Source organism: Pseudomonadota bacterium, assembly GCA_039028935.1.
Classification (GTDB): domain Bacteria; phylum Pseudomonadota; class Gammaproteobacteria; order Steroidobacterales; family SZUA-146; genus SZUA-146.
On record JBCCHD010000033.1, the window covers coordinates 1 to 26,891 of the forward strand.

A 26,891-nucleotide genomic window follows, 5' to 3' on the forward strand; every position below is an offset into this window, starting at 1 on the left:
CGAGTCGCCGCCCGCGGGTCCGACCAGATGCGAGATCGCGCCTGGGGCCGTCATCTGCGGCCCCTCGCACTGCGCCGCCGAGAACGGATCGACGGTCAGCACGCCCGACAACCGGCAATACCCGTTTTACCGATTTGATTCGGGGTGAGCTCATGGTTGACAACAGTGAGATAGACGATCTGATCATTCAGCGCAGTGATGGTACCCCCACCTACAACCTCACCGTGGTGGTGGATGATGCGGATATGAATATCTCTCATGTCATACGAGGTGATGATCATATTTCAAACACCTTTAAGCAGGTGAACATTTTTAATGCACTGGGTTATTCGTTGCCCGAGTTCGCCCATGTGCCAATGATTTTGGGTGAGGATGGTGCTCGGCTTTCCAAACGCCATGGCGCGGTGAGTGTGCTCGAATACGAAAGACAAGGCTACTTGCCCGAGGCGTTGCTGAATTACCTCGTTCGGTTGGGTTGGTCTCATGGTGATCAGGAACTGTTCACGCGGGATCAGATGATCGAACTTTTCGATGTGAAAGACGTCAACAAAGCAGCCTCGTCGTTCAACGTCAGCAAACTTAACTGGCTTAATCAGCAATACATCAAACGGTGTGACATCGATCGACTTGCAAAGCTACTGGCCGTGCATTTGCAGCGGCGTGGCATCGAGCACTCAAACGGACCCGACCTGGCACAGGTGGCTAAAATCTATCAAGAGCGTGCGGAGACGCTTGAAAAATTGGCGGATCAGGTCGCCTATCTTTTTGAGGATTTTGATGCGTACGACGAAACGGCCGCGAAGAAATTTCTGCGTCCTGTCAGCATCGAGCCTGTCAAGCACTTCCATGCGGCGCTCGAGCAGCTCGAAGACTGGCAGGTCCATAGGATTGAAGCCGCGGTGGAAGACACGCTCGAGAAGTTCGAACTGAAAATGCCCAAACTCGCTCAACCGATTCGCGTTGCGGTGACAGGATCATCCTCTTCACCGTCGATTGGGCAAACGTTGTCTGTGGCAGGTAAAGCGCTTGCGTTAAAACGAATCTCACAGGCAATTGAGTTTATGGAGAACAGGCAGAGACAGGCTGCTCGCAATGAGTGATTGTAAGAGTGGTTCCTCGTGCCCTGAAATGGCTTAAGTGAGATCAATAGAATGATAAAACACATTCACCTGCCACCTCGTCCAGTCTTTGTGGCCACCACGCTCGTGGCATTGTGCCTGATGGGCTGGTGCTTTCCTGTTCACGCGCAGACGATTACACCGTCTCAATTGCAACAACTCGAAAATCTAACGCCTGCGCAAAAACGTCAATTAATCAATGCGTTAGGTGGAACGATTCCCGGTTCGTCCAGCGATGAACAGCGAGAAACAAACGACTCCGCGATGGAGATTACGGTGCCTGAGCTCGACGAGCCGGAGCCCCAATCCGATCGTATTGAAATCGCCGCACTCGATTTTCTGATCGTTGATTTGTCGGTTGACGAGTCGTTTGATGGGCGGTTGCTCGACAGTGTATCCCGTGCACTGGGGCGCAATGTGTATCAAATCGATTCGCAAGGGTTTCTCGACTTCCCTGGTGCTGGCGCTATTATGCTATCGGGCCTGACTGATGAAGAAGCGCAATTGAGGCTGACCGCCGAACCCGCTCTAAGAGATGTATTTGTCCATGTGTCTCGATTGCCGGTGACCGCCAGCGGTTCAGCGTCGCTCGAGCCGTTTGGTCACGACCTGTTCAAAAGCTCGGCCGGCAGTTTTACGCCAGCCAGTGATCTACCTGTTCCGGTCAATTATACACTCGGGGTCGGCGACGAATTGTCGCTGTTGATTTACGGTCAGTACAACGCCAGCTACAACCTGCGTATCGATCGCAATGGGGCCATCGTTGTACCGGAAATCGGACCGGTGCAGGTCTCCGGAATGGCATTGTCCGATGCACGAGCGGAGCTGGCCGAACGGGTCACCAGTCGTTATATCGGTGTTGATGTGTCGCTGAAGCTTGGTGAACTAAGGTCGATTCAAGTGTTTGTTCTGGGCGACGTCACTAATCCCGGTTCTTACACCGTCAGTAGTCTGGCAACAATAACCAATGCGCTATTTATCTCTGGCGGTATCTCAACCAATGGTTCGCTCAGAGGTGTGCAGTTAAAGCGCCGGAACAAAGTTGTGGGCGTGCTCGATCTGTATGAGCTATTGCTCAAGGGCAATACGCGACAGGATTTACGGCTGCGTCAGGGCGATGCCATTTTTGTTCCGCCTGTTGCTGAGCAGGTGTCGGTGTTTGGGCGTGTTAAACGACCTGCCATTTACGAACTGGCTGGTGAGAGCACGGTCAATGAGGTGATTGCATTGGCAGGCGGTTTACTACCGGATGCATTTACCCGTCAAATCCGCATTGAGAAATACGATGACGCGGGCAAAAAATCGATAGTTGTGTCTGACATTCAAAATGGCAGCACCGTTCGTGTCGGGGCGGGCGATCAACTTGAAGTGTTACGTGCTCTCGACCAGGTTACCGATGCAGTAACGCTTCACGGGCATATTGACCGTAATGTCAAAGTTCAATGGCGTTACGGAATGCGGCTGCTGGATCTAATTCCCGATGCCGAGCTGTTCCAGCTTCAGGCGGATCAGAGCTACATTCTGATCCGACGTAAAAATGAGCAGACTGGTGAGATTCGATTGCTAAGTGCCAACTGGCAGCTGGCGCGCAACAACCCTCTGAGCGAACAAAACAAGCCATTGGACAAAGGCGACGCGGTGTACGTGTTTTCGCTTGACACGGATCGCGCGGAGCGCATCGCGCCACTTGTCAATGAAATTCGACGACAGGCTGGTAACGAAGAGAGTGTACAAACGGTTTTTGTACAAGGAGGCGTTCGATCCGGCGGCGAATTTCCTTACGAATCCGGAATGCGCGTGAGTGATTTGCTCCGGGCCGCAGGCGGTATTCGTGATCACGCGTTCCAAGAAAGTGCTGAACTTACCCGCACCACTGAAATCAATGGGCGGTTCGATACCAGACATATCGCTCTGTCGCTCCGTGATCTTGATTCCGTCCCTGCCGAGGATCTGCAGCTTGTGCCCGGCGATGTGATGACCGTCAAGGAAATGCCGCTTTGGCGTGAGCGACAGCGCGTCGAGATCGTCGGAGAGATTGAATTTCCCGGCACCTATTCTGTGTCACGCGGCGAGCGGCTTTCAACGGTTGTCGCTCGTGCCGGCGGCCTGACCGACATGGCCTTTGCTGGCGGTTCCGTGTTTTTGCGTGACGACTTGCGTGAGCGAGAGCAAAAGCAAATTGAGCGATTAGCCAGTCGCGTGCGGGCGGAAATTAATGCCATCGGTGGCGGCGACCGAGCCGAGGCGCGCTCGCGGGCGGAAGCTCTCTTGCAACAACTGGAAGGCTCTGAAGCGTTGGGGCGACTCGTGATCGACTTGTCGCTGGCGATGCTCGGCGATCCCCAGCATGACGTGATTCTGGAAGACGGCGATCGACTTGTTATTCCTGGCATCAGTCAGGAAGTGACGGTAATTGGTGAAGTGCAGTATCCGACTTCGCACATCTACGACAAGCAACTCGACCAGTCTGCTTATATCTACAAAAGTGGTGGTGTTACTCGCAATGCCGACGTTAAACGAATCTACGTGATTCGTGCAGACGGTCAGGTTGTCGCGCAGCAGGCTAGTAATTGGTTCAGACGATCTGGGGCATCGATCGAAACGCGGCCGGGTGACACGATCGTTGTGCCACTCGATTCCGACCGCATCAGCAACTTGTCACTGTGGACCAGCGTGACGCAGATTGTCTACAATATAGGCGTGGCGGCAGCAGCCGTCGCGTCCTTCTAACTTCGGCACGACGCTTCGGGTTCGGGTCCGCCTGATCTGTTTGGTTTGCTTAACCGGTGGGCCAAACCGAGCATTAGCCCAATATGAACTCGTTTTGCATCGCACTGTTCGCCGGGGCGAGCAAGCGAATGTTCCGCATCGACGGGTACCTGTGATCTGATCGCTATCCCAAGTGCTGTTGCAACCTATTGGAAGAGAGTTCGCATGGAATTTGCCCGCATACGCAACTTGTTTACTCTGCTTTTGTTCGTGTTCTGGCTTAACGCGATCGCCGTGCTTGCCGGTCCTTATACCGAGACCGGCGATACGGCGCTTCGACACGACCTCGAATACCTTGCCGACCGAGGCTTGGTCAGCACGCCTATCACCACCTGGCCGATGAGTTGGGCAGATGTGGCGACGGCACTCGATTCGGTTGACCGGCAGCCTATTAAAAACCCCACGATCCTCAGATTGCTCAACCGTCTTGATGCACGGGTTGCCAACAGCACGCGCTGGGGTATTTTGATATCCAGCTACGAAGTTGGCGCCTATGAGAATCTTGATGAACTTCGAACTTTCGACAAACGGCAGAAAGGCAAGTTTGCGCTCGACAGTCGTCTTTCCTACGTCGGGCGAAATTTTGTGGCGAATGTTCAGCTTGGATTGATTGATGACCGAGTCGACTCGAACAGCGTGCGCCTCGACGGAAGCTACATCGGCTATCTCTACAAGAACACGGCAATTCTGGCGGGGAGTCTGGAAAGCTGGTGGGGGCCTGGTCATGCGGGTAGTCTCATTTTGTCGAGTAATGCACGGCCAGTGCCGGGCGTGACAATACGTCGGAATGTTGCGACCCCGTTCACCATGCCGGTATTGCGTCATTTGGGCCCCTGGTCGGCGCAGATTTTTGCGCGACGTATGGAAACGGATCGCGGTGTGAGCAATCCGTATCTACTGGGTGCGCGGGTTACGATTAAACCATTTCGCTCTCTTGAGCTTGGCGTCAGTCGTACCGCCCAATGGGGGGGGGAAGGTCGACCAGAATCGTTTAGCAGTCTCATTGATTTGATCATTGGTCAGGATAATGTCGGCGAGGGCGTGACACGAGAAGATGAACCCGGCAATCAGTTGGCCGGTTTTGATGCGCGCTGGAGTTTGAATCGGTTTGGCGTACCGATCACCGCTTATGGTCAGTTTATCGGTGAAGATGAGGCCGGCGGGTTTCCGAGTCGATATCTTGGAATGGGTGGGCTCTCCACCAGTTTCGCTTGGTCGCCCACCCAGTCCACCGTGAGAGTCAATCTCGAATACTCGGATACGACCTGCCAGTTCAATGAAAGCAGTCGTCTGTTTAACTGTGCCTATGCCAACGGCCTGTATCCGTCGGGTTATCGCTACAGAGGGCGGGCCATCGGTCATTCCACAGACAGCGACAGCAGCCAACTTGCGCTCATCGCTACAGTGAACTCGGCCGAAGCGAGTAGCTGGCAGGCGATGATTCGTCGAGGCAAGCTCAACCGAGGCGGGCCACCCGATTCGAGTCACTCGCTATCGGCCACTCGTCAGGACTATGTTGATGCGGAGCTGGTGAATGCCCGTCCATTTCGTGGGGGGCAGCTGAAAGTAGGCATTGGCTTCAGGGATGGGGAAACAGTAGAGAGTGGTCAAACCGATCGGGAAACGCGCTACTTTATTAACTGGCGAAGCCGCCCACACTAGCTACGTACTGCACGGTGCAGTCACCTGAATGTATCGATTTTCGGCACGTTTGTAGAAGGGCTGACCCGACCTTATGGCGGTCGTCGCTCCGGATTGACACCCTGTTTGGGCTAGAGTACAGTCCGCTGCCAGAGTGGGGCTATAGCTCAGCTGGGAGAGCGCTTGCATGGCATGCAAGAGGTCGGCGGTTCGATCCCGCCTAGCTCCACCACTCATCGCGCCGGTCGAACCATCGAATCCTCACCTACAGACTCACCCGGATCGCTAGCCGCGTTGCCGCACGGGCAGGGTGTGCGCGCATTCGGTGTTTTTGATGGGTTGACGATCTGTGGTGCGCGCCCACTAATCGCGCCCTCTGACCACGTGCAAGGGGTGGGGAATGCTCAGGCTGGTTCACCAACGTTTGTAACCTGTTGCACGAAGGCCGCGTTGCACCTGCGGATGTGAAAAGCCTTGAAATAGCACGATTTCTGCTGTTTTTACTGGTCTTTCGCTGCCTGCAAGACTACTATCACGCATAGCTATCGCGGTGCGGTTGCGCCGAAAAAATAGGAGCCATCGTTGTCAAACGTTCCGCACAATTCGGATATACCCAACGCGCCAGAATCCACAGAATCCGCGGGGGGGGCAGGCCGGGTTTTGATTGGCGCCTACGAGCTTCCGCCTGAGTTTCGCGGGCAGGAGATCAGCCTGGCTCAGTTGTGGGAGATTGTTTGGCGGCACAAGTGGATCATCTTTATCGCCTCCTTCCTGTTCGCCGTCGCGTCTGTTGCGTACGCGCTCATGGCGACCGAATGGTATCGGGCCAACACGTTGCTGGCGCCGGCCGAAAATCAGGGGGCCGAGATGTTGTCCGGCCAGTTCGGGAGCCTGGCAGGGCTTGCGGGCATCAGCGTGCCTTCGAACGGAAACGGTGAACCATTGGCGGTGCTTAAATCTCGGGAATTTGCGCGAGAATTCATTACCGAGCTCAATCTGCTGCCGGTATTTTTTGCCGATCAGTACGATGCGAGCTCGGGTAAGTGGATCGATCCGGATCCCAGCAATCATCCCGATATCCGAGACGCCGTGAAGCTGTTTCATGAACAGATACTCAAAGTGAGTACATCCGACGATAATCTGGTGCAGGTTGGTATTGAATGGACCGATCCGTTTCTTGCAGCGAACTGGGTTACAACGTTTGTCGAGCGGTTAAACGAGCGGGAACGGCAGCGTGAGCTCAGCGATGCCGAAGCCAATTTGTCATATTTGCAGGCGGAGCTTGTCGAAACCAACCTCGCGACTATCCAGCATTCCATTGGTCGACTCATGGAGTCGGAACTGCAAAAAGTGATGATGGCACGAGGAAGCAAAGAGTTTTCTTTTCGTGTTATTGATTCGGCCATCACGCCCAAAGAACGTTCCCGGCCGCGTCGCGCGCTCATTGCAATTGCCGGCACCTTGTTCGGCGGCTTCCTGGGATTTGTTACTGCGCTGATAATCGGGCTTCGAAGCCACTACCGCGACAGAGATTCGAGTCAGACTCACGATCGCTAATCGGTCAGAATTTGCGCATGGGCACACATTACAATCGTACACGTCACCGCCGACTGTCTCGCGTGCTGGTGACCGGAGCAGCAGGATTTATCGGCTCTGCCGTTGTTCGCCAGTTAATCGGGTCTTCTGACATCACCGTTGTGAGTGTCGACAAACTCACGTACGCGGGCAATCTCGAGTCGTTGGGTGACGCGCGCACGCACGATCGGCATATTTTCGAACGCGCCGATATTTGCGACGCCGAGAGAATGAGTGAAATATTGGCTGAGTACAAGCCAGACGCGATCATGCATCTCGCTGCCGAGTCGCATGTGGATCGATCGATTCTTGGACCGGCCGCCTTTATCGAATCGAATGTCACGGGCACGGGCGTCCTGCTCGAAGCGGCTCGCGACTATTTCAATACGCTGTCGGATGAGCGGCGGGCTGACTTTTGTTTCCACCATATTTCTACCGACGAAGTCTACGGCGATCTTGGTCCCGATGACCCGGCTTTTACCGAACGCTCACCTTATGCGCCTAGCTCGCCTTATGCGGCCAGCAAAGCCGCGAGCGATCACCTGGTGCGCGCATGGCACAGAACGTACGGGTTGCCCGTAGTCATCACCAACTGTTCCAACAATTACGGGCCTTATCAGTTTCCTGAAAAGCTCATTCCACTGATGATTTTGAATGCGGTAGAAGGCAAAGTGCTTCCTGTTTATGGACAGGGCGCTAACGTGCGCGATTGGCTTCATGTCGAGGATCATGCCGATGCGCTGCGTCATGTTCTGGCGACGGGTGAAAGTGGTCGAACATACAACATCGGTGGACGCTCCGAGCGCACCAATCTGGATGTGGTCTACGCAATCTGTGATCACGTTGATCGACTGCGACCTCGAGCCGGGCGATCTCGTTGTGAACAGATCGTTTTCGTCGAAGATCGTCCAGGCCACGACCGGCGCTACGCTATCGATGACTCGCGTTTGAGTAATGAGCTGAACTGGCAACCGAGCCGAACCTTTGATGCGGGACTCAAGCAAACGATTGAGTGGTATCTGTCGAACAGCGAGTGGGTGGCCAGAGTGCAAAGTGGCGCCTATCGGGAGTGGATTGAAAACAATTACCATCACCGGAGCCCCTCAGCATGAAGTTACTGCTGTTTGGTGCCAACGGTCAGGTCGGGTGGGAGCTGCGACGCGCGCTGGCGCCGCTAGGCACCGTTGTGGCGCTGGGGCGCAGCGGGCTCGATGACTACTGCGGCGATCTCAATCAACCGCAGAAGCTGATTGAAACAGTGAGCAAGATGATGCCCGATGTAGTCGTGAATGCCGCGGCCTATACCGCCGTCGACAAAGCGGAGTCTGAGCAAGAGCAGGCCAGGGCACTAAACACGATTGCACCTGCTACCTTGGCAAAAGCCTCAGCGGATTGCGGCGCGCTTTTTGTGCACTATTCAACCGACTATGTTTTTGACGGCTCGGGTTCTGCTGCATGGAAAGAAACCGATTCGGCTGCACCTCTAAACGTGTACGGTTTGAGTAAGTGGCAGGGAGAGGAGTTGGTGCGAGAGGCGCACGATCGGCATCTTGTTTTTCGAACGCAATGGGTATATGCCAACCGCGGACATAATTTTATTCGTACCATGCTGCGACTGGCAACCGAGAAAGACCGTCTCGATGTAATCGATGACCAGATTGGCGCGCCAACCGGTGCTGATTTGATCGCCGATGTGACGGCGCATGCGGTGCGACATGTGATGCGTGACTCGCAATCGGCCGGCACTTACCATCTGGCCGCTTCTGGCGCGACGTCATGGTTTGACTACGCTCGTTTTGCTATCGATTCGGCGCGGTCGCAAGCGTGGCCGATTCGAACGAAACGCGACGCGATCCATCCTGTGGCGTCCTCGGCGTTTAAGCAAGCGGCAATGCGCCCCAAGAACTCGCAGCTCAGCACCCATAAAATCGAGCGACAGTTTAATTTGAGCATGCCGGATTGGAAAGAAGGTGTAGGCCGCGCCGTGGCGGCTCTTAACGACGCTCGGGCAACTGGAGGTGGTGGTCATGCGTAAAGGCATTATTCTCGCCGGTGGCAGCGGTACGCGCCTGTATCCGATTACCAGGGCCATGTCGAAGCAACTGCTTCCTGTCTATGACAAACCGATGATTTATTACCCGTTGTCGGTGCTTATGCTGTCTGGTATCCGAGATATTCTCATCATCACAACGCCCGAAGACCAGGCTGGTTTCGTTCGGCTTCTTGGCGATGGATCTCAATTTGGCATTTCGCTTTCTTACGCGATTCAACCTTCGCCTGATGGCCTGGCACAGGCGTTCATTATCGGTGAATCGTTTATCGCAAACGACAACGTAACGCTGATTCTAGGTGACAATATATTTTACGGGCATGGGTTAAGCACGATGCTGCAGCAGGTGGCGCAGTCTGACCAGGGTGGCACCGTGTTTGGCTATCGTGTTACCGATCCTCAACGTTTTGGCGTTGTGACTTTCGATCAGCAACGAAAAGCGATTTCAATAGAAGAAAAGCCACAAAACCCCGCTTCAAATTATGCTGTGACAGGCTTGTACTTCTATGACAATGCGGTTGTCGACATTGCCAAAACCATCGCGCCATCTGAACGCGGCGAACTTGAAATCACTTCGGTCAATCAACACTATCTGGAAAACGGAAGACTGGAAGTCGAGTTGCTTGGGCGTGGTTTCGCCTGGTTGGATACAGGTACCTACAGCTCCCTGCACGATGCGTCGGGCTTTATTGAAACCATCGAAAAACGCCAGGGACTAAAAGTAGCGTGCCTGGAAGAAACGGCTTATCGCATGGGGTATATCAGCGCGACTGAGTTGGAAGCGCTTGCGCGACCACTCGCCCGCGTTGAATATGGTCGCTATTTGCAGTCGGTGCTCGACGAGCCCATATTCGGATAGATCATGGAGTTTACGCCAACGCGCATCGCTGACGTAGTCGTTGTCACGCCAAGAGTATTTGGCGATGAGCGCGGGTTTTTTCTTGAATCCTGGGAGCGTCAAAAATTTGCTCAAGGTGGAATCGACATTGACTTTGTTCAGGACAATCATAGTCACTCGGTAAAGGGAACATTGCGCGGATTGCACTATCAGCTCAATCAGTCCCAGGGAAAACTCGTGCGCGTCACCAAGGGTGAAGTGTTCGATGTAGCCGTAGATTTGAGACGCCGGTCACCCACGTTTGGACAATGGGTTGGCGTAACCTTGTCGAGTAACAATTTCAAAATGCTGTGGGTGCCTCCCGGTTTTGCGCACGGATTTTTCGTTGTGTCGGACACCGCCGAGTTTCAGTACAAATGCAGCGACTACTATGCCCCGAACGACGAGCACTGCATTCACTGGGCTGACCCCACGCTTGCGATTGACTGGCCGCTGGGTGATACCGTCCAACCGCTGGTGTCGGACAAAGACGAGCTGGGGAAACTGTTTAAGGACGCGGAAGTTTACCCGTGAGCGCTCCCCAGGCGCAGTCGCTCAAGTCCATTCTGATTCGGGGTGCTCTGGGTACGGCCGGATTGGGTGTCTTTCAGCGTGTACTGTCGCTCGTCACCGCAATTCTACTCGCGCGAATTCTTGGTGCAGAGGACTACGGATACTTCACGTTTGCGATCACAGTGGTTGGGTTGCTCGCGGTGCTCGCTCAACTTGGCTTGCCTCAGCTTGCCACCAGGGAAATCGCAGCGCTCCAGACGCTTGAGCGCTGGTCGTTACTCAACGGTTTGAGGCGACGGTCGCTTCAACTCATGTTGCTGTCACTCTCCGTAGTGATCCTGCTCGGCGTACTTCTGCGGGCATTTTCGGCACACATACCGGCCATGGAGCCGACTGTCTTTCTGATTGCTCTGGTCATGCTTCCGCTCATGATTATGGCGGAAATTTTCAGCGGGTTTCTTAAGGGTCTCCATCGGGTCGTGCATGCGACCTGGCCGTTGGCTGCGTTCAAGCCGCTCTTAACTCTCGCGATCGTCGTGTCAATATTCGTCTTTTTCGATGAAGAGCTCAGGGCAAATGAGGCGATCTTAGCGACTCTCATCGGAACCGCTGCTGCGCTCATCGCCTTGCTCGTGCTTTTACGCCGGTTCTGGCCGGCCGCGTCCAGAGACTTGCCGCCGGAATTTGATTCCTCTAGTTGGGCGCGCGCGTTGTTGCCATTCACGTTGCTCGGAGCGGCGAATCTCATCATCCAGAAAACAGACATCATTTTGCTCGGTGTGCTGGGCAGTCCGGAGGACGTCGGCATCTATCATATTGCTGTGCAAGGTGCGATGCTGGTATCCTTCGGTTTTGCCGCAATTAATGCGGTATTGGCGCCAAATATCGCCCGACTGCACGTGACCGGCGATCGTCGGCAGCTCCAGCGGCTGATGACCGTTTCCACTCGGGCAATTCTGGCCATTGCAGTCGGTGTTCTTCTTGTTCTGGTCGTCTTTGGTCAGTTCATCCTCGACCGGGTATTCGGTGATGAGTTTGTCAGAGGCTATCCAGCGTTGGTCGTGCTCGGAGTTGGCCAGTTGATCAATGCCAGCGCAGGGTCGGTGGGCACATTCTTGAGCATGACACGACACGAACGTGACACGGCTCGAGCCATTCTCGCAGGAACCGGGGTCAATACTGTTCTAAACCTTATATTGATTCCAGCGTTCGGCCTGATCGGGGCGGCGGCTGCAACCGCGCTATCCACGGTGGTCTGGAATATAATGATGTCCTATTCCGTGTACCATCGCCTCGACATCATGCCGGGGCCTATCGACTGGCGTAAATAGATAATGCCGATTTATCCAACAACGAATCAGACAAAGACAAATAGCGAGTCGTGGTTTGCGTGCCGATGATGTCCGTTTTGCCAAAATTTCAGATGGTGTTTGCTACATGAGTAGTTCCTACGTTGATCCTGTGCGTAAGGCAGGAAATCAAGCAGAAGTGCCTTCAATTCGATTTCGACAGGATTACATCTGTTTTGACGGTTACCAGCAGTATTGCCTTTCGTCGTCGCGGATTCGCATGCATAAAGCCGATCATCGCAAGAAGTACGGACTCATCCGTCCCTATTTGCTGGGGTTTGGCGATCCCCGGCTTTCGCTCATCGATCTTGGCTGTTCGGCGGGCGTGATGGGCTTCCAGGCCTATCTTGACGGATTCAGGGACATCGCATTCGTTGACCATGATGCCGAATATCTTGAGTTGGTGAACGCCGGGCTCAAACACATCGATGCCACCGCGCCCAAAACGATTCAAAGCAAGGTGGAAGGCCTTTCTCACAACGCCGATGTGCTGTTTGCTTTTGCGCTCATTCATTGGCTTTATTCTGCTACCGAGCAGTTCGGCAGCCTCGATCGCATCATCGCCAAGCTGTCCGAACATGGAAAGCAAACGCTCTTTATCGAATGGGTGGGGCCGGAATGCCCGGACATCAAGGGATTTGGGCATCTTGATATGAACGCCAGCGTGCAGCAAGAGGCATACACCAAAGAGAAATTTGTTGCCGCCCTTGAAAAACACTACAAGAAAGTCGTCTTTGTTGGCGATGTTCGCATCGGTCGAGAATTGTGGATGGCTACCAATGGAGACAGCAATCCAAGCGCGGCACTGCGCTTTGTGGAGTCGGTGCGGTTTCTGTTGTGGCGAGCCCGTTCCAAGGCCGGCAGAATGCTCGCGCGAATCGGTGTTTATCGCCCGGCAGCCTGAACTCAGAGGCTGGTGGAAAGTGGTTTCGAAACGTGGGTGGTCTGCCATATGGCGAAAGGCCCTTTCAATCAGGCGAGAAAAACGACAGCTTGCAAGCGCACTGCAAACTCACCAACAACATCTTCGCCTCGGTGTGTGGATTCTCACTGAGCCCGCTATCGCCCGGCATTGGCGAACACCGCGATTACCCCAAAGTTTACGTTCGACTAAAGGTAAGGAAGCGGCGCAAGGTGGCATGGCCAGTCGGTTGGTGCGCAACGCGATTTACAGATTGATTCCGCCTGTGTTTGCGCGCGTCAAGGGGTTCGCGCTTCAGGCAGAAAACGATCTGCAACATAGTTTTTCGATACTCGTTTGCGCCAAGGCCGGCAATGCCATTTTGATTCATCGCGATCAAGCCCGTGTGTTAAAGACAGGTGACGCGTCTATCAATGAGAACGTCCTCAGGCTGCGCCAGCGACTGTCAAAACACATCGCTTCGCCTTCTTTTGAAGTCTTAGAAGATAGCGCAGGACTGCTCGAAACATTCGTGTCGGGGTCAGTGTTTACGGCGCTCTCGGCAGGAAGACGTGCAGAGATTTTTAAGCACTTGCTGGATCGTTATACGTCTCTTTCGCAGGAAGCACACGCAGATAGTCCGCAAGATTACTGGCGTGACGCTATTGGCTACGCAATGACATTGCCATTGCCATCGTCCACTCGCGATGCGCTCCGTGCTTTTTCAGCATCACATATTCAGCAGCTGCAGCGGTTGAGTTTTACTCCATCGCATGGGGATCTGAGTGGACTAAATATTATCGACTCCAGCGACGGACCGATGGTTATCGATCTGGAAGAGTGTTTGTACCTACCTACATTTTTTGATCTTTATTTTCTAGCCCATCAAGAAGCCCTGAAAGGGCGGCAGGATATTTGGGCTTTGATTAATCGAGACGAAATCTGGTCACAAATGAGTCACGTCTTACAGGTGCGCCTGACCTGGCGAGAATGGTTGGTCGCCATGTTTGCGTGCGAGCTGTATGAGTGGCAAAAGAAGCGCGGTGCAACGACGCTCAATGCACCGATTTTACTGAACTGGTGGGCCCCGATAGAACAGTTGGAAACGGTTGCCGGCAGAATGGAGATGCAAGGAGGCGTGGTGTGATCCCCGCGCTTTTAATTAATCCAACTCTGGGGCGAGCGGGCGTGGCGAACAGGCTATTGCTCTACATCTTCGTTATAAGTGTTGCGTTGTTACCCGTTAGTTTTAATATCATTAAGTACGTCATTCTGGCGACATTGATGGGGATCGGTGTATCAGTGATAACCAGCCTAATTCGGATTCCGAAGTTGGCGGTTACGCCGATTTACGCAAGTGTTGCAGTTTTTGTGTTGATCTATTTTTTTTGGCTGGTTCTGTCTTTGCATCAGGGTAATAATCTGGTCTACGTGCTCAAGGATTCTGCAGGGTTTCCAGTCTATCTCGTGTTCCCGGTGCTCTACGTCTTTGTGAAACACAACGATTTGGCCGAGACACTGGGCCGCGCTATTCTCGCTGCAGCTTTTCTTGTTGTGTTCATGAATCTTTCCGTTTTCTCTCTCTACTATTTATTCTTTGAGCAGTTAACCTTGCCGAATCTACTTGCAGCCAACTTCGGTTTGTCGAGTCTTGGTTTTACCTGGGAGCTTGGTGCCTCAAATGGCGTGTTGCGTGCCAACACCAAGGCGGGGCAATACATATTAATGGGTATCGCGCTGCTTACGCTTCGGTTTATGCAATCAAAGAACGCCATCCATCTTGTTCTGATCGGTTTGATGTTCTTTGGTGCGCTCCTCGATGGGCACAAATCATTGATCGTAGCGATCGCCATTTTTGTGATAATCGTCTCGCCCATGTTGGTGTTGAATCTGGAGCGCCGCCCATTAAAAATACTGGGGCCCCTGCTCGTGGGCTTGGCAGGTGTAATCGTTGCGTTTGTCTTGTTTATCGATATTGACATGTTTATTGAGCGATTTAGCGACATAGGCTCGAGCAGTTTTCAGGTTCGGCAGGGCCAGATTGATTCACTTCTGGTGGAGATCAACCGGCATCCATGGTTCGGCAATGGTTTTGGCTCTTCGGCGGCCGTTATTCGCAACGAACTCCGTCCTTTTATGTATGAAGTCGATTTTCTTGCCGTAATCATGAAGCTTGGATTCGTAGGGGCGACACTCTACTTCGCTACTTACGTTGCGACCATCACGCTTCCGGTGCTGCACAACCCGACCTCTTACCGTGTAGTTATGTTCGCATTGGGTATCGGCTATCTGTTTTACATGGGCACAAACGGTGGGTTTGCGATGTCGCCAATCTCCGCGTTTTATCACTTGCTGCTGTTTTTATGTGTTGCGATTTGCGTGCAGCCTGAAAAACCGCAGGGCCGCGCATCGCCTTCCCCGATTAATGTGATTGATCAATGAGTAAGGGAGAGAGAAAAGTGCCTTCGATTGGGGTGGTTGTCTTGAATTACAATGACTACGAGTCCACGATTCAGTGCGTAAAATCTCTGCTGTCGTGCGATCCCGCACCGCTTCGCATCATAGTCGTCGACAACGATTCGCCAAACGAATCGCTGCAGAAACTGCAGACGCACCTTGGTAAAGTTGAGTATGTCGATGTCGTGTCTTCTGGCAGAAATGGTGGTTACTCCTTTGGAAACAATGTTGGCATCCGTGCGCTGCGCGAATTGGGCTTTAGACATGTGCTGATCGCCACACCCGATACGGAGGTGCGGACAAAAGCGCTGTTTTCTCTCCTTGAATCGGCCATCGACAGCAAAGCCGGTGTTGTCGCGCCGCAGATTGAAAGCGATGGAGCTGTTGATAATCCAAGCGTCGAACGATTAACGGCGCGATATCTTTTCGATTTATGGTGGGTTCGAGCGGGTATGCCCCTTAATTCGCTGCGAACCAGGTTGCGGTATTTGTTAGGGCGTTACCTGCCCGGCACGAGAAAAGCACTATCAGCTCGCGCGCATGTTTCCGAGGATGGCGGCCCGCCACGACACGTCTATAAACTGCATGGTGCGTTTTTGTGCTTGACTGAGCTGTTTCTTGATCGTGTGGGTGAGCTTGATGAAGCGTTGTTCATGTTTGGCGAAGAGGACCTTCTGAGCTGGTTGTGCTTCAAGAACGGATTGAGTCAGGTGTTGGTCCCCGAGGCTCGTGTCCATCATGCACACGATTCCAGCGTCAATCTGACTTGGGGGCATTCCGCCAAGTCGTTTGTCGATGAGCAACAGTCAAAATCTGCCCGAGTGCTGCGCGAGAAAATCCCGATGTGGCCATTGTTTACGACGTGGCGAAAAGGAACGGGCGGGCTACCGACCCGAGCTCACGCCGATGATTGATTCCATGAAAGCCAGAAAAGTTGTGCTTGTTTTTGTCGGCTGGTATTTGCCTGGACACAAAAGTGGCGGGCCGGTGAAAACACTGGCCAATCTCATTGAGTCCACGCACGATGAATTTGAGTATCGTGTGGTAACGCGCGACCGTGACTTGGGCGATGCTACGGCGTATCCAAACGCCGATCCAGCCGCCTGGCGCCAGGTAGGTCGTGCACAAGTGCGGTACATATCACCCGGTTGGAAAGCGATTGGTCAAATTCGTGCTGTCTTGCGCGATACGCACTACGACGTGTTGTACCTTAACAGCTTTTTCTCGCTGGTCTACTCCTTGTTGCCGCAATGGTTAAATGCCGGAACTGGGCGTCCTGTGGTACTTGGGCCGCGAGGCCAGTTTTCTTCCGGCGCCCTCGAGCTGAAACCTCGGCGAAAACGATTGTTCATCCGATTTTACAGGTGGCTGGGTTGGCAAAAAAGGGTGTTGTGGCAGGCCTCTACCGGTCACGAAAAGCAGGATATTCTTGCGGCGTACGGCGAGGGCGTGGATATCTTTGAGGCCGAGGATATCGCCACGCGACAATATGCCTCGCATCTGCCCGGCCGAAATGACGGGGCGCTCAAGGCGGTATTCCTTTCGAGATTGTCGCCGAAAAAGAATCTGGACTATGCGCTCAATGTGTTGGGCGCAACCCGTTGTCCGGTAGACTACGATATCTATGGTCCGATTGAAGATCAGAAGCACTGGACACACTGCGAATCGCTCATACGTTCATTGCCGGACAATATACGCGTTACGACAAAAGGAACGCTTGCGTCAGAAGAGGTAATCGACACGCTTTCTCGATATGATGTGTTCTTCTTCCCCACAAAGGGTGAGAATTTCGGGCACGTTATCGCCGAGGCTCTGTGTGCAGGACTCCCGTTGCTTATTGCCGACACGACACCCTGGCGAAAGTTGGAAGCGAATGGGGTCGGTTGGGATTTGCCGCTGACCGATCCGGGTAAGTTTGCCCGGAAGCTTGCCGAACTATACGAGATGAGCCCGGAGCGGCACGCGCGTCTGCGGCAGGATGTTATAGCCTGGGCCAAAGACCGTTTTGAACGAAATGAAGCTCAGCTCTGCAATCGAAACATGTTTAATCATGCGTTAAAAACCCAAGGAATAAGTTAGCAGTGAACACATCAACTCGCATTGACGGACCCGTACTCATCACCGGGGGGACCGGGTCGTTTGGCAAAACGATGACTCAATACCTGCTCGACAACGGCGTGAGCGAGATTCGGGTGTTGAGCAGAGATGAGGCCAAGCAGGAAGACATGCGTCTTTCGTACGAGCGAAACGAGATCAAGTTTTATATTGGCGATGTGCGTGACAAGCAATCGGTTGCCAAAGCAATGAGAGGGGTCTCGCTCGTTTTTCATGCGGCGGCGTTGAAGCAAGTACCGAGCTGCGAATTTTTTCCGCTCGAGGCGGTAAAAACTAACATCATCGGAAGTCAGAATGTGATCGAATCGGCGGCCGAGTCTGGTGTCCGCAGCGTGGTTTGTTTGAGCACCGACAAAGCGGTTATGCCGGTGAACGCAATGGGCATGTCGAAGGCGCTGATGGAGAAAGTGGCTCAGGCCGAAAGCCGAAAGTTGGGGCGTAACGACACGGTTGTATCGTGTGTGCGCTATGGCAACGTGATGTATTCGCGAGGATCGGTAATTCCGCTGTTCATCAAACAGATCCAATCGGGTAAAGCGCTCACTATTACTGAACCCTCAATGACGCGGTTTATGCTGTCGTTGCCGGATGCGATTGAGCTGGTCAGATTTGCGTTCGACCATGCGACCCAGGGCGATATTTTTGTCAAAAAAGCACCGGCCTGCACCGTGCAGCAGCTGGCGGAGACGCTGCTCAGGCTATTTGGGGCGGAAAATCCGATTCGACAGATCGGCATGCGGCATGGTGAGAAACTCTACGAGACCCTCGCAAGCGCAGAAGAATTGCGTCGCTCTGAAGATATGGGGGCCTATTATCGAGTTCGCTACGACGACCGGGATCTCAACTACAACAAGTATTTCTCAGAGGGTGATCTGGAAGAGGTGGCGGTAGAAGGCTATCATTCGCACAACACTGAACAACTGACCGACGACGAGCTTGATGCACTGCTTCTGGCGTTGCCGGAAGTACAGCAGGCGCTCGGTAAATCAATATAGTGGTGAAGCCAGATGAGTATCGTAATTACCGGAGAGCGCGGCCTGCTTGGGCGACACATGTCGTTCTATCTCGGCTCATTGCCGACGTATCGAGACCGGATTGTTGCGCTTGATCGGGCGTCATTCAATGACAAGGAAGCGCTGATATCGGCGCTTGCCACCGCGACAGCCGTGATTCATTGCGCAGGTGTTAATCGCGGCGAAGACGCGGATGTTGAACAGGGGAACATCGCGCTTGCTGAGCAGCTGCTCGATGGGTTGAAAGTAGCCGAAGTCAATCCGCATGTCGTGTACATGAACAGTACGCACAAGGTCTTCGATTCGCCCTATGCACGCGGCAAGCGCGCGGCACACGATTTGCTCGATGCCTGGGCGGCACAAGACACCCAACGAAAATACACTGAAATGGTGTTGCCGCATGTGTTTGGGGAGGGTGGTCGACCGTTCTACAATTCGGCGTTTCACACTTTTTGTTATCAGCTAGCTCAAGACGAACAGTTGAGTGTTAATGGACGAGGCCAGCTCGAACTGCTGCATGCGCAGGACATTGCGCAAGCCACCGTAGCCGCCATCGAACGATGCACGCAGGGTGAAGTGCGGTTAGCCGGGCACAAAATGTCGGTGGCCAGCGCTGCAGGAAAATTGACGGACTTTTCAGATAGCTATAGAGGTGATGTGATTCCAGATTTGCGCAATCGACTCGATTTGCAAATGTTCAATACGATGCGATCTTTTTTGTATCCATCGTTCTACCCGCGCCGTCTGAAGCTCAATGTTGATGAGCGTGGCGCGCTGTTTGAGGCGGTCAAGAACCGCAACGGCGGGCAGGCTTTTCTATCGACTACCCGACCCGGCATCACACGCGGTGATCACTATCATTTCAATAAGGTCGAGCGTTTTCTGGTGGTAAAGGGTGAGGCTATTATCAAGATTCGTGCCCTGGGTGAAGAGAAAGTCGAGACTTTCAGAGTGAGTGGCAGCGAACCGGCCTATGTTGATATGCCTACCTTGCATACCCACAACATCACCAATGTGGGCGACGACGAGCTCATGACGCTGTTCTGGAGTCATGAGATTTTTGATCCCGATAATCCCGATACGTTCTTTGAGCGAGTCGAATCGACTGAGGGCCAATAAATGAAAGTCATGACTGTGCTTGGAACACGCCCCGAGATTATCCGACTTTCGCGGGTCATGGCTGCGCTCGATCAGTTTTTTGATCATCGCATTGTTCACACGGGCCAAAATTACGACTACGAACTAAACGATGTGTTTTTCGAAGAACTGGAAGTACGTCAGCCTGATCACTTCCTTGGAGTGGATACCACATCGCTCGGACGAACACTCGGGGAAATTCTAATCAAAACCGAAGAAGTATTGATCCAGGAATCTCCCGAGGCGGTTCTGGTGCTCGGCGACACCAACAGTGCGATCGCCGCGCTGATGGCAAAGCGTATGAAGATACCGACGTACCACATGGAAGCGGGCAATCGGAGCTTTGACAACAACGTACCTGAAGAGATCAATCGCAAAATGGTTGATCATTTGGCCGATTTCAACCTTGTGTACACCGAGCATGCAAGACGCCATTTGCTGAGCGAGGGGTTGGCACACCGTTTCACCTATTTAACTGGATCACCAATGCGCGAAGTCCTTGAACACTCGCGAGCCAAAATCGAGCAATCGACCATTCTCGATACGCTAGACCTCAAGAAGCGCGGCTACTTTATCGTTAGTGTTCATCGGGAAGAGAACGTGGACAGCCGAAACAGCCTCGAGCGGGTTCTAGCCATGCTCGATTCTCTGGTCGAAGAGTTTTCTTTACCCGTGATCGTGTCGACCCATCCACGCACACGTAATCGATTGGAGCAACTCGGTGCAACCACAAATCGCAAGGACATTCAGTTTTTGAAACCGTTTGGGTTTTTCGATTACAACCAGCTGCAGCTGCATTCGCACTGTGCGATATCTGACAGCGGCACAATCAGTGAAGAGTCGGCGATCCTTGGCTTTCGAGCGGTCACGTTGCGTCGCTCAATTGAGCGACCCGAGGCGCTCGATAAAGGTATTATTTCGCTAACCGGTCTGGATAGAGACGCCTTAATCCGTGGCGTGCAGATTGCTACTGCTGATCGTGATGCGTTTTCCAACTCCAGACGCGAGATTCCCGAAGAATATGAGGTCACTAATACATCGGAACGAGTGGTCAAACTGATTGCCGGCACGGCCCGTCTGGCAAACAGTTGGCGAAACATGGACACCTTCAGTCGGTATGACTGGGATTAGGCACGGGTCAAACGTGCTCGGTCTCGTTATAGATCGCCTGGCACGATCCATATCTCGACCGCCCGCAAATTGATTCTCTGATTTATGCGTATTTTGGCAATCCACCGCTATTTTTGGCCGGATACTCCTCCCTATGCGTCGTTGTTGCGTGCCATCGTTGCTCGCTGGGCAAAAGACGGTCATGAGGTGGATGTGTTGAGCTCACAACCCGGCTACAAGCGTGAAGCCAACATAGCTAGGCAAAAGTCCGTTGAAACAATCGATGGCTTCAGCGTGCGTCGTGTTTCTTTGCCCAATGAAGTAGGACGCTCGTTGGCGCGACTATGGAACGTGGCGCGTTTTTCCATTGCGATTCTATGGCAGGCCGTGATCAGGAAGCGCTACGATATGATTATGGTCTCCACCGCTCCGCCGGTGATACTCGGTGTCGTCGTTCGCTGGGCGTGCCGACTTTCGGGGGCGACGATGATTTATCACTGCATGGACATCCATCCCGAGATCGGACGCATATCCGGCGAGTTTCGACACCCAATGATATTCAAGCGGCTACAAAATGCGGATACTAAGACCTGTGAGTTCGCAGACACTGTGGTGGTGTTATCAGATGATATGGCGAACAGTATTAAGGATAGAAAACCCGGTTTATCGGCTCGCTTCAAGATCATCAATAATTTTGAACTGCCTTCGTTTGAAACGCCGGCTGGTTGCGAGCCGCAAGCAGACCCTATGCCTGCTCAGCGCGAAGGTGTTTTTCGACTACTGTTCGCTGGGAACCTGGGGCGGTTTCAGGGGCTCGATACGGTATTACAGTTATACGTCGAATCGCTTGCACAAGGCACGCTTCTCGATACCGAGTTTTGGTTTATGGGCGACGGCAAGGCCAAGGCGCAGCTTGTTGAGATTGCTGGCGAGCATTTGAACAAACGGGTGTTTTTCTTGCCGCACAGTCCACTGCCGGCAGCCAGGCGTGCGATGCAAATGTGTGACGCCGGTTTGATCAGCTTATCAAAAGATATTTTCCGTTACGCTTTCCCCAGCAAGCTGATGACCTACCTTTCAGAGGGCTGCACGATACTCGCTGCAATCGAAAAAGACAGTGCCTTGGCGACTCTCATTGATACGCATCATATCGGTGAAGTTATTGATGTGGCGAAGCCGGATGAGTTCATTAAGAGGATAGAGGCGTTGAGTATGAGCAAAGAGGAGCGGTTACAGCGATCCCTGCGTATTCGGTCCGTATCAAACGAGTTATTTTCGCAGGAAAAGGTTCTGGATGTGTGGTCGGAGTTGGCCAAAGAGGTATCGCAAAGGGTGTCGCATGAGGTGTGAACCAATCGTCATCATCGGAGCGCCACGCTCTGGTACCAACATGTTGCGTGATCTTTTGGTCGACCTGGATTCGTTTCATACCTGGCCATGCGACGAAATCAATTATATATGGCGCTATGGCAATGCACGTTATCCGTCCGATGAGCTCACGTCAGAAATGGCGACGCCAAAAATAGTTGACTATATTCGCAGACAGTTCGGCAAGATAGAAAAGCCGAGAATGCGCACAATCGAAAAAACGTGCGCCAACTCGTTACGCGTGCCATTTGTCGAAAAGATACTTCCCGAGGCACGATATATCTTTATTGTGCGCGATGGTGTTGATGTGGTGCGGTCGTCGATCAAACGCTGGACATCGAAGATGGACATTCCGTATCTAGCCCGCAAAGCACGTTATGTACCGTTTGCTGACCTGCCATACTACTCAATTCGCTATTTTCGTACGCGCGTCCACAAACTGTTCTCGGAAGAGAATCGACTGTCCTTTTGGGGGCCGCAGTTAGATTGTATGCCTAATTATCTCGAAAAGTATTCGCTAGAGCAGGTGTGCGCGCTGCAGTGGAAGCACTGCGTGGAGAGTGCGGCGTCGGCGCTGGGTACCTTGGATTCGGCGAGAGTCCATCGGTTGCGCTATGAAGACATAGTTCGCCAGCCCAAAGAAGAACTTGGAAAAATACTCACTTTTTTGGGGTCGACTGACTCCAGCGAGGAGATCGCCAGAGTGGTCGGCACGGTGAGGACCGACAGTGTAGGAAAGGGCAGGGACCGGCTCGCGCCTGAAATTCGAGAGAACATTCACCCGCTGATTCAGTCTACACTTGAACAACTAGGGTACGAGTAGCGCAAAAGAACCGACGTAATGCCTGTGGGTTTGATGATGCACTATTCCGTTTATGCTGATGGAAACGGGATACCAGACTACGGCGATAAGGTTAAGTAAGCAGTGAGTTGTGGCGTGTCGTTAGGAATCGCGCTGTTGTTAGAAAAAGTGTTCAGACCCGAATATGATGCCAATGCGGCCGGATGGGTTCTGACAAAATAGTCATAGAGAATCACAATGTCAGATCCACTCAATCAATGGCCTACTTGGCCGTCCTACGATGAAGAGCAAGTGTTAGCCGTTTCGAATGTGTTGCGGTCCGGTAAAGTCAATTACTGGACTGGTAAGGAAGGACGAAACTTTGAGAAGCAATTTGCTGAGTATACTGGCACGCAGTTTGGCATTGCGGTATCCAACGGCTCCGTTTCGCTCGATATGGCTCTTGAGGTTCTTGGTGTCGGACCTGGTGACGACGTAATTGTTACGCCTCGGAGCTTTGTGATATCGGCGAGCGCGGTGCTGCGGCGGGGTGCGCGACCTGTCTTTGCGGACATTGACCGTGACAGTCAGAACATTACTCCAGCGAGCGTTGAACGGATGTTAACTCCTCAAACCAAGGCAATTATTGCGGTTCACCTGGCCGGTTGGCCGTGCGATATGGATGGTTTGATCGCGCTGTGTTCATCTCGCGGTATACACATAATCGAGGATTGTGCTCAGGCACATGGCGCCGAATTTCGAGGCAAGAAAGTAGGGTCAATGGGGGTTTTGGGGTCGTTTTCCTTTTGTACCGACAAGATCATGACAACCGGTGGCGAAGGTGGCGTTATCACTCTCAACGATGCGGACTTGTATCAAGCGCTCTGGTCGCTAAAAGATCATGGTAAAAGTCAAAGCAAAAGTGAGCAACCGGGCGAGCCCGGATTGTTCAAGTTTATGATCGAAGGCGTTGGCAGCAACTACCGAATGACAGAGATGCAGTCATCGATGGCGAGGGTTCAACTTGGCCATCTGGAAGACTGGGTTGCCAAACGAAGACAGTTCGCCGCTCAGCTCAATCAAGGATTTTCGTCTGTCGCCGGTCTTCGCTTGACCTTACCACCTGACGACATCAAGCATGCTTACTACAAGTTTTACGCCTTCGTCGATGCGCCGCGTCTAAAAGCCGGGTGGGATCGCAACCGAATACTCGTCGAGCTAATCGAACGCGGTGTGCCGGTTGGTTCTGGTTCGTGTTCAGAAATTTATCAGGAACACGCTTTTCAGTCGATGGGTCTCGCGCCTGAGAAACCGCTGTCAGTTGCGCATGAGCTTGGGCAAACATCGATCATGTTTCAGGTGCATCCCACTCTAACTACCGAGCACATCGCACGCGTTATCGAAGAAACTATCGACGTGATGAAACGTGCGACAAAGTAGGGCGCACGCGGTGGACTTGATTCTGTCGCGTGCGGCGTGTCAGGAAACGCGGCTCAGAATGACTTCAAACCCTTCGGCGTAGTGGTAGCCCACTTCTGATCCATACACGGCTGCCCTGTCTCGCACAGCTTTCACGCTTCGTGGATGTGGGTAATCACGCAACTCATCCTTATAGCATTCCAACGCTTTGAGCTTAGTGTCGATGGTGGCGCTGATATCAACAAATAGGTTGGGCACAAAATACGTGTCGGCGGTGCGGCCACCCCATTCGGTGGCGGAGTTCACTTGATAGGCCAGAATATTCTTCACAGGTTGATCGACCACTGGGCGCGTGGCGACAAGCAGAGACTCGTAGATTAGTTGATGATCGCGATTAATGTCGTTGCGGTTGTGCACGAACACGGTCTCGAATTGGCGCTCGGCAATGATTGCTTCGATGGCTTTATTGAGACTGACATGATCGACGGAGTCGAGTTTCATGTCGGGAAACGTCCATTGAATAACGTTGTCGGTGCCGATCAGTTTGTTGGCTTCTTCAAGCGAGCGAGATTTACTTTCGACAATTTCAGCGTTCCCGGCATACTGGGTTGAGCTGCCATCAGTGACGATGACAACGGTAACCCGGCCTCCGTTGGCCTTAATACGGGGTATGGTACCCCCGACGCCAAGCACTTCGTCATCGGGATGCGCCGCCAATACAAGCGTATTGCCAAAGTTAAGCATTAGTCCAACCTCTTTTGTAACGCACGGATGGCTTCCTTGATAGCGAACACTTCGTCATGCAGGCGGTAATTGAAATGTTGTCCCACACGAAAGGTGGAGGCGGGTATCGCCGTGCCCGACTGAGTAAAGCTGCTTAGCCAAAGTGGCTTGTCACTGGCCTGCACCAGCACTTGATCGTCCGCCACCGCCAGTATTTGGCCGGTAGTGCCCATGATCTGCGGTGCGTTGTTTGGATGGGCTTCCCAGACCTCAAATTTGGTGTCTTCGTAATAGACATAGGCCCCTGGATAGGGGTGTGAGACCGCACGGATCAGACGGTCGATTTGACTCGCGCCGGCGGCGAAATCGACGAACCCATCAGCCGGACCGCGCCTGGCTCGATAGGTTGCTTGTTCGGCGTCTTGAGGCAGGAACTCGATTGTGCCGGAAACAATTTTATCGTGCAGCTGACAAAAACCATCGCGAAGGTTATGCGCGACGAGCTGGTAGACTTCGTTGGCGTACGCACGCTCGGGGATCGAGAAGCGGTTTCGCTGCAATAGGTCGCCGGTGTCGGCGCCGAGTTCCATTTTGAAAAAGCTCACGGCTGATTCGCGGTGTGCTTGCAAAATAGTCCAAGGCACCGGTGCGCGACCGCGTCCCTTGGGGAGCGGCGACGGATGACTGCCGATGACCCACTGTTTGGCCAATGATAGAAACTCTTGCTTGAAAAGCTGGCTCGTGCCGAGTGTGAAGATGTAGTCGGGATCGAGTGCTTTGACGCGAGCGAGAGTTTCTTCTGAGTTAATGTCGAGCGTGTCGATAACGGTGATGTCGTGCTCGTGACAGAGAGGATGCAGATCGACGTAGTCGCAGACATTTCCTCGGTTGCCCGAAGGCCGGGTTACTAAGCCCACCACATTGATGTTGTGCGAAATGATGCCACGCAAGGCGATCTCGCTTTCTAGGTTGGATCCGACACATACGATTTTGGGGAGGCTCAAGGTTTTTGCCACTCGTCAGCGCTACCGGGATGGGTTTCTGCCCGGTTGGTTAGAATAAGCAGAGCGGTTTTAACTAAAATTTTTATGTCATTGAAGAAAGAACGATTACGAATATAGTCTAGGTCGAATTCGATACGCTCAGGCCAGGACAAAGATGTGTTTCCCGAGATCTGTGCAAGCCCGGTCAGTCCGGGTGTGCAAGCGAATCGCCCTCGCTGTGTTTCGTTCATGCGGTCGTAGTCTTCCCGTACAGTGGGTCGTGGTCCCACGAGCGCCATGCTTCCCTCGAGCACATTGAGTAGCTGAGGGAGCTCGTCGAGTTTCGTTTTGCGAAGCAGTCGAGCACCTCGAAATAACCGTGGATCATTTTCGACTGTGACGCTGCCGGTGTGAGCACGCTCAGTGGCGACATGCATGGTGCGAAGCTTGTAAATGTCGAACAGTTTACCGTCGCGCCCAACGCGCTGCTGCTTAAAAAGCCACGGACCAGGCGATGCAATTTTGATCCAGATCGCAGCAAAGATCAGCACCGGCGCAAGCACAATCAGGGCCGCTAGCGAAATGACGATGTTGGACACTCTTCCCATACGGTATTTAACCACCGAAAAGGGGGGGAAATCTACAAAGACACCGGTTGCGGCCTTTCCTTGTGATGAGTTGAATAACGCGTGTGAGAGGTCTGTTTTCCTACGGCTTGAGCGCGGAAGATCAGAATGGAATGTCAGTATTGGCCTAAACGGGACGGTCCAGAGAATTTGGCGAAACGAGCCGATTTTTTAGTGATCCTCAACCGTGATTATGAGCTCCCAGGTCGGTTTCCCTCGAGAAAGCGCGCCTATCGAATCGGCCCTTTGGGTAAGGTGGCATAGAGACAGAATGTCGATCGAATGGACCGTCATGAAACGGAACTGGCTTATGATCGGATGGAGGCTTGGCATCCTAGATTGGTATCTGCTCGGGTCGATCTCTTG

23 protein-coding genes and 1 tRNA gene are annotated in these 26,891 nt (G+C 53.1%); 21 read left to right on the forward strand and 3 right to left on the reverse strand.

The features are described 5' to 3' along the window. Nucleotides 1-41 precede the first annotated feature (41 nt). The 21 genes from gltX (at nucleotide 42) to AAF465_13820 (ending at nucleotide 24,214) form a co-directional block, all read left to right on the forward strand. Nucleotides 42-1,100: a glutamate--tRNA ligase gene (gltX, locus tag AAF465_13720; GenBank protein MEM7083784.1), complete on the forward strand. Its 1,059-nt coding sequence runs from the start codon at nucleotides 42-44 to the stop codon at nucleotides 1,098-1,100. A gap of 51 nt (nucleotides 1,101-1,151) precedes the next feature. Then, on the forward strand, nucleotides 1,152-3,848 hold the full coding sequence (locus AAF465_13725; GenBank protein ID MEM7083785.1) for an SLBB domain-containing protein: 2,697 nt from the start codon (nucleotides 1,152-1,154) through the stop codon (nucleotides 3,846-3,848). A 204-nt stretch (nucleotides 3,849-4,052) separates the two neighbouring features. Further along, nucleotides 4,053-5,549: a capsule assembly Wzi family protein gene (locus AAF465_13730; GenBank protein MEM7083786.1), complete on the forward strand. Its 1,497-nt coding sequence runs from the start codon at nucleotides 4,053-4,055 to the stop codon at nucleotides 5,547-5,549. Nucleotides 5,550-5,684: 135 nt separating this feature from the next. Then, nucleotides 5,685-5,760 (forward strand) — tRNA-Ala (locus tag AAF465_13735). Between the two features lie 350 nt (nucleotides 5,761-6,110). Then, nucleotides 6,111-7,085, forward strand: coding sequence for a Wzz/FepE/Etk N-terminal domain-containing protein (locus tag AAF465_13740; protein MEM7083787.1), 975 nt, complete (start codon nucleotides 6,111-6,113; stop codon nucleotides 7,083-7,085). 17 nt (nucleotides 7,086-7,102) lie between these two features. Then, nucleotides 7,103-8,215, forward strand: a complete 1,113-nt coding sequence (gene rfbB / locus AAF465_13745) for a dTDP-glucose 4,6-dehydratase (protein MEM7083788.1) — start codon at nucleotides 7,103-7,105, stop codon at nucleotides 8,213-8,215. Then, nucleotides 8,212-9,138: a dTDP-4-dehydrorhamnose reductase gene (gene rfbD / locus AAF465_13750; GenBank protein MEM7083789.1), complete on the forward strand. Its 927-nt coding sequence runs from the start codon at nucleotides 8,212-8,214 to the stop codon at nucleotides 9,136-9,138. The genes rfbB and rfbD overlap by 4 nt, the downstream gene beginning before the upstream one ends. Continuing rightward, entirely contained in the window at nucleotides 9,131-10,012 is an 882-nt protein-coding gene (rfbA, locus tag AAF465_13755; protein ID MEM7083790.1) for a glucose-1-phosphate thymidylyltransferase RfbA, read from the forward strand. Before rfbD ends, rfbA begins: the two co-directional genes overlap by 8 nt. Nucleotides 10,013-10,015: 3 nt before the next feature. Beyond that, entirely contained in the window at nucleotides 10,016-10,564 is a 549-nt protein-coding gene (gene rfbC, locus AAF465_13760; GenBank protein MEM7083791.1) for a dTDP-4-dehydrorhamnose 3,5-epimerase, read from the forward strand. Then, nucleotides 10,561-11,874 carry a flippase gene (locus AAF465_13765; GenBank protein ID MEM7083792.1) on the forward strand — a complete coding sequence of 438 codons (1,314 nt, stop codon included), beginning with the start codon at nucleotides 10,561-10,563 and terminating at the stop codon, nucleotides 11,872-11,874. The genes rfbC and AAF465_13765 overlap by 4 nt, the downstream gene beginning before the upstream one ends. A gap of 106 nt (nucleotides 11,875-11,980) precedes the next feature. Next, nucleotides 11,981-12,796, forward strand: coding sequence for a hypothetical protein (locus tag AAF465_13770; protein MEM7083793.1), 816 nt, complete (start codon nucleotides 11,981-11,983; stop codon nucleotides 12,794-12,796). A 235-nt stretch (nucleotides 12,797-13,031) separates the two neighbouring features. Then, entirely contained in the window at nucleotides 13,032-13,940 is a 909-nt protein-coding gene (locus AAF465_13775; protein MEM7083794.1) for a phosphotransferase, read from the forward strand. Continuing rightward, nucleotides 13,937-15,235, forward strand: a complete 1,299-nt coding sequence (locus AAF465_13780; protein MEM7083795.1) for a hypothetical protein — start codon at nucleotides 13,937-13,939, stop codon at nucleotides 15,233-15,235. The genes AAF465_13775 and AAF465_13780 overlap by 4 nt, the downstream gene beginning before the upstream one ends. Further along, nucleotides 15,232-16,164, forward strand: a complete 933-nt coding sequence (locus AAF465_13785; GenBank protein MEM7083796.1) for a glycosyltransferase family 2 protein — start codon at nucleotides 15,232-15,234, stop codon at nucleotides 16,162-16,164. The genes AAF465_13780 and AAF465_13785 overlap by 4 nt, the downstream gene beginning before the upstream one ends. Nucleotides 16,165-16,168: 4 nt before the next feature. Beyond that, the gene (locus tag AAF465_13790; protein MEM7083797.1) at nucleotides 16,169-17,329 is read left to right on the forward strand and encodes a glycosyltransferase family 4 protein; all 1,161 of its coding nucleotides are present in this window, start codon (nucleotides 16,169-16,171) and stop codon (nucleotides 17,327-17,329) included. Nucleotides 17,330-17,331: 2 nt separating this feature from the next. After that, nucleotides 17,332-18,360 (forward strand): polysaccharide biosynthesis protein, encoded by a 1,029-nt coding sequence (locus AAF465_13795; protein MEM7083798.1) that lies wholly within the window; start codon nucleotides 17,332-17,334, stop codon nucleotides 18,358-18,360. 12 nt (nucleotides 18,361-18,372) lie between these two features. Continuing rightward, complete coding sequence (locus tag AAF465_13800) at nucleotides 18,373-19,497, forward strand: NAD-dependent epimerase/dehydratase family protein (GenBank protein MEM7083799.1); 1,125 nt, start codon at nucleotides 18,373-18,375, stop codon at nucleotides 19,495-19,497. After that, the gene (wecB, locus tag AAF465_13805; protein MEM7083800.1) at nucleotides 19,498-20,646 is read left to right on the forward strand and encodes a UDP-N-acetylglucosamine 2-epimerase (non-hydrolyzing); all 1,149 of its coding nucleotides are present in this window, start codon (nucleotides 19,498-19,500) and stop codon (nucleotides 20,644-20,646) included. A gap of 84 nt (nucleotides 20,647-20,730) precedes the next feature. Then, nucleotides 20,731-21,975, forward strand: a complete 1,245-nt coding sequence (locus AAF465_13810) for a glycosyltransferase family 4 protein (GenBank protein MEM7083801.1) — start codon at nucleotides 20,731-20,733, stop codon at nucleotides 21,973-21,975. Further along, on the forward strand, nucleotides 21,965-22,816 hold the full coding sequence (locus AAF465_13815) for a sulfotransferase (protein MEM7083802.1): 852 nt from the start codon (nucleotides 21,965-21,967) through the stop codon (nucleotides 22,814-22,816). The genes AAF465_13810 and AAF465_13815 overlap by 11 nt, the downstream gene beginning before the upstream one ends. A 216-nt stretch (nucleotides 22,817-23,032) precedes the next feature. After that, nucleotides 23,033-24,214 carry a DegT/DnrJ/EryC1/StrS aminotransferase family protein gene (locus AAF465_13820; GenBank protein MEM7083803.1) on the forward strand — a complete coding sequence of 394 codons (1,182 nt, stop codon included), beginning with the start codon at nucleotides 23,033-23,035 and terminating at the stop codon, nucleotides 24,212-24,214. Between the two features lie 39 nt (nucleotides 24,215-24,253). Here the strand turns inward: AAF465_13820 and AAF465_13825 are convergent, their stop codons facing one another. Genes AAF465_13825 through AAF465_13835 form a run of 3 tightly spaced genes read right to left on the reverse strand, consistent with a single transcriptional unit; the run spans nucleotide 24,254 to nucleotide 26,507 of the window. Further along, nucleotides 24,254-24,937 carry a PIG-L deacetylase family protein gene (locus AAF465_13825; protein MEM7083804.1) on the reverse strand — a complete coding sequence of 228 codons (684 nt, stop codon included), beginning with the start codon at nucleotides 24,935-24,937 and terminating at the stop codon, nucleotides 24,254-24,256. After that, nucleotides 24,937-25,866 (reverse strand): methionyl-tRNA formyltransferase, encoded by a 930-nt coding sequence (locus AAF465_13830; GenBank protein ID MEM7083805.1) that lies wholly within the window; start codon nucleotides 25,864-25,866, stop codon nucleotides 24,937-24,939. Before AAF465_13830 ends, AAF465_13825 begins: the two co-directional genes overlap by 1 nt. 50 nt (nucleotides 25,867-25,916) lie before the next feature. Then, on the reverse strand, nucleotides 25,917-26,507 hold the full coding sequence (locus tag AAF465_13835) for a sugar transferase (GenBank protein ID MEM7083806.1): 591 nt from the start codon (nucleotides 26,505-26,507) through the stop codon (nucleotides 25,917-25,919). Nucleotides 26,508-26,891: the final 384 nt, after the last annotated feature.

Bases quoted from the DNA above. Each gene is read 5' to 3' on its own strand.
- AAF465_13725 (MEM7083785.1), top strand. From the start codon at position 1,152: ATGATAAAACACATTCACCTGCCACCTCGTCCAGTCTTTGTGGCCACC.
- AAF465_13730 (MEM7083786.1), top strand. From the start codon at position 4,053: ATGGAATTTGCCCGCATACGCAACTTGTTTACTCTGCTTTTGTTCGTG.
- rfbB (MEM7083788.1), top strand. From the start codon at position 7,103: ATGGGCACACATTACAATCGTACACGTCACCGCCGACTGTCTCGCGTG.
- rfbD (MEM7083789.1), top strand. From the start codon at position 8,212: ATGAAGTTACTGCTGTTTGGTGCCAACGGTCAGGTCGGGTGGGAGCTG.
- rfbA (MEM7083790.1), top strand. From the start codon at position 9,131: ATGCGTAAAGGCATTATTCTCGCCGGTGGCAGCGGTACGCGCCTGTAT.
- rfbC (MEM7083791.1), top strand. From the start codon at position 10,016: ATGGAGTTTACGCCAACGCGCATCGCTGACGTAGTCGTTGTCACGCCA.
- AAF465_13770 (MEM7083793.1), top strand. From the start codon at position 11,981: ATGAGTAGTTCCTACGTTGATCCTGTGCGTAAGGCAGGAAATCAAGCA.
- AAF465_13775 (MEM7083794.1), top strand. From the start codon at position 13,032: ATGGCCAGTCGGTTGGTGCGCAACGCGATTTACAGATTGATTCCGCCT.
- AAF465_13785 (MEM7083796.1), top strand. From the start codon at position 15,232: ATGAGTAAGGGAGAGAGAAAAGTGCCTTCGATTGGGGTGGTTGTCTTG.
- AAF465_13790 (MEM7083797.1), top strand. From the start codon at position 16,169: ATGAAAGCCAGAAAAGTTGTGCTTGTTTTTGTCGGCTGGTATTTGCCT.
- AAF465_13800 (MEM7083799.1), top strand. From the start codon at position 18,373: ATGAGTATCGTAATTACCGGAGAGCGCGGCCTGCTTGGGCGACACATG.
- wecB (MEM7083800.1), top strand. From the start codon at position 19,498: ATGAAAGTCATGACTGTGCTTGGAACACGCCCCGAGATTATCCGACTT.
- AAF465_13810 (MEM7083801.1), top strand. From the start codon at position 20,731: ATGCGTATTTTGGCAATCCACCGCTATTTTTGGCCGGATACTCCTCCC.
- AAF465_13815 (MEM7083802.1), top strand. From the start codon at position 21,965: ATGAGGTGTGAACCAATCGTCATCATCGGAGCGCCACGCTCTGGTACC.
- AAF465_13820 (MEM7083803.1), top strand. From the start codon at position 23,033: ATGTCAGATCCACTCAATCAATGGCCTACTTGGCCGTCCTACGATGAA.
- AAF465_13825 (MEM7083804.1), bottom strand. From the start codon at position 24,937: ATGCTTAACTTTGGCAATACGCTTGTATTGGCGGCGCATCCCGATGAC.
- AAF465_13835 (MEM7083806.1), bottom strand. From the start codon at position 26,507: ATGGGAAGAGTGTCCAACATCGTCATTTCGCTAGCGGCCCTGATTGTG.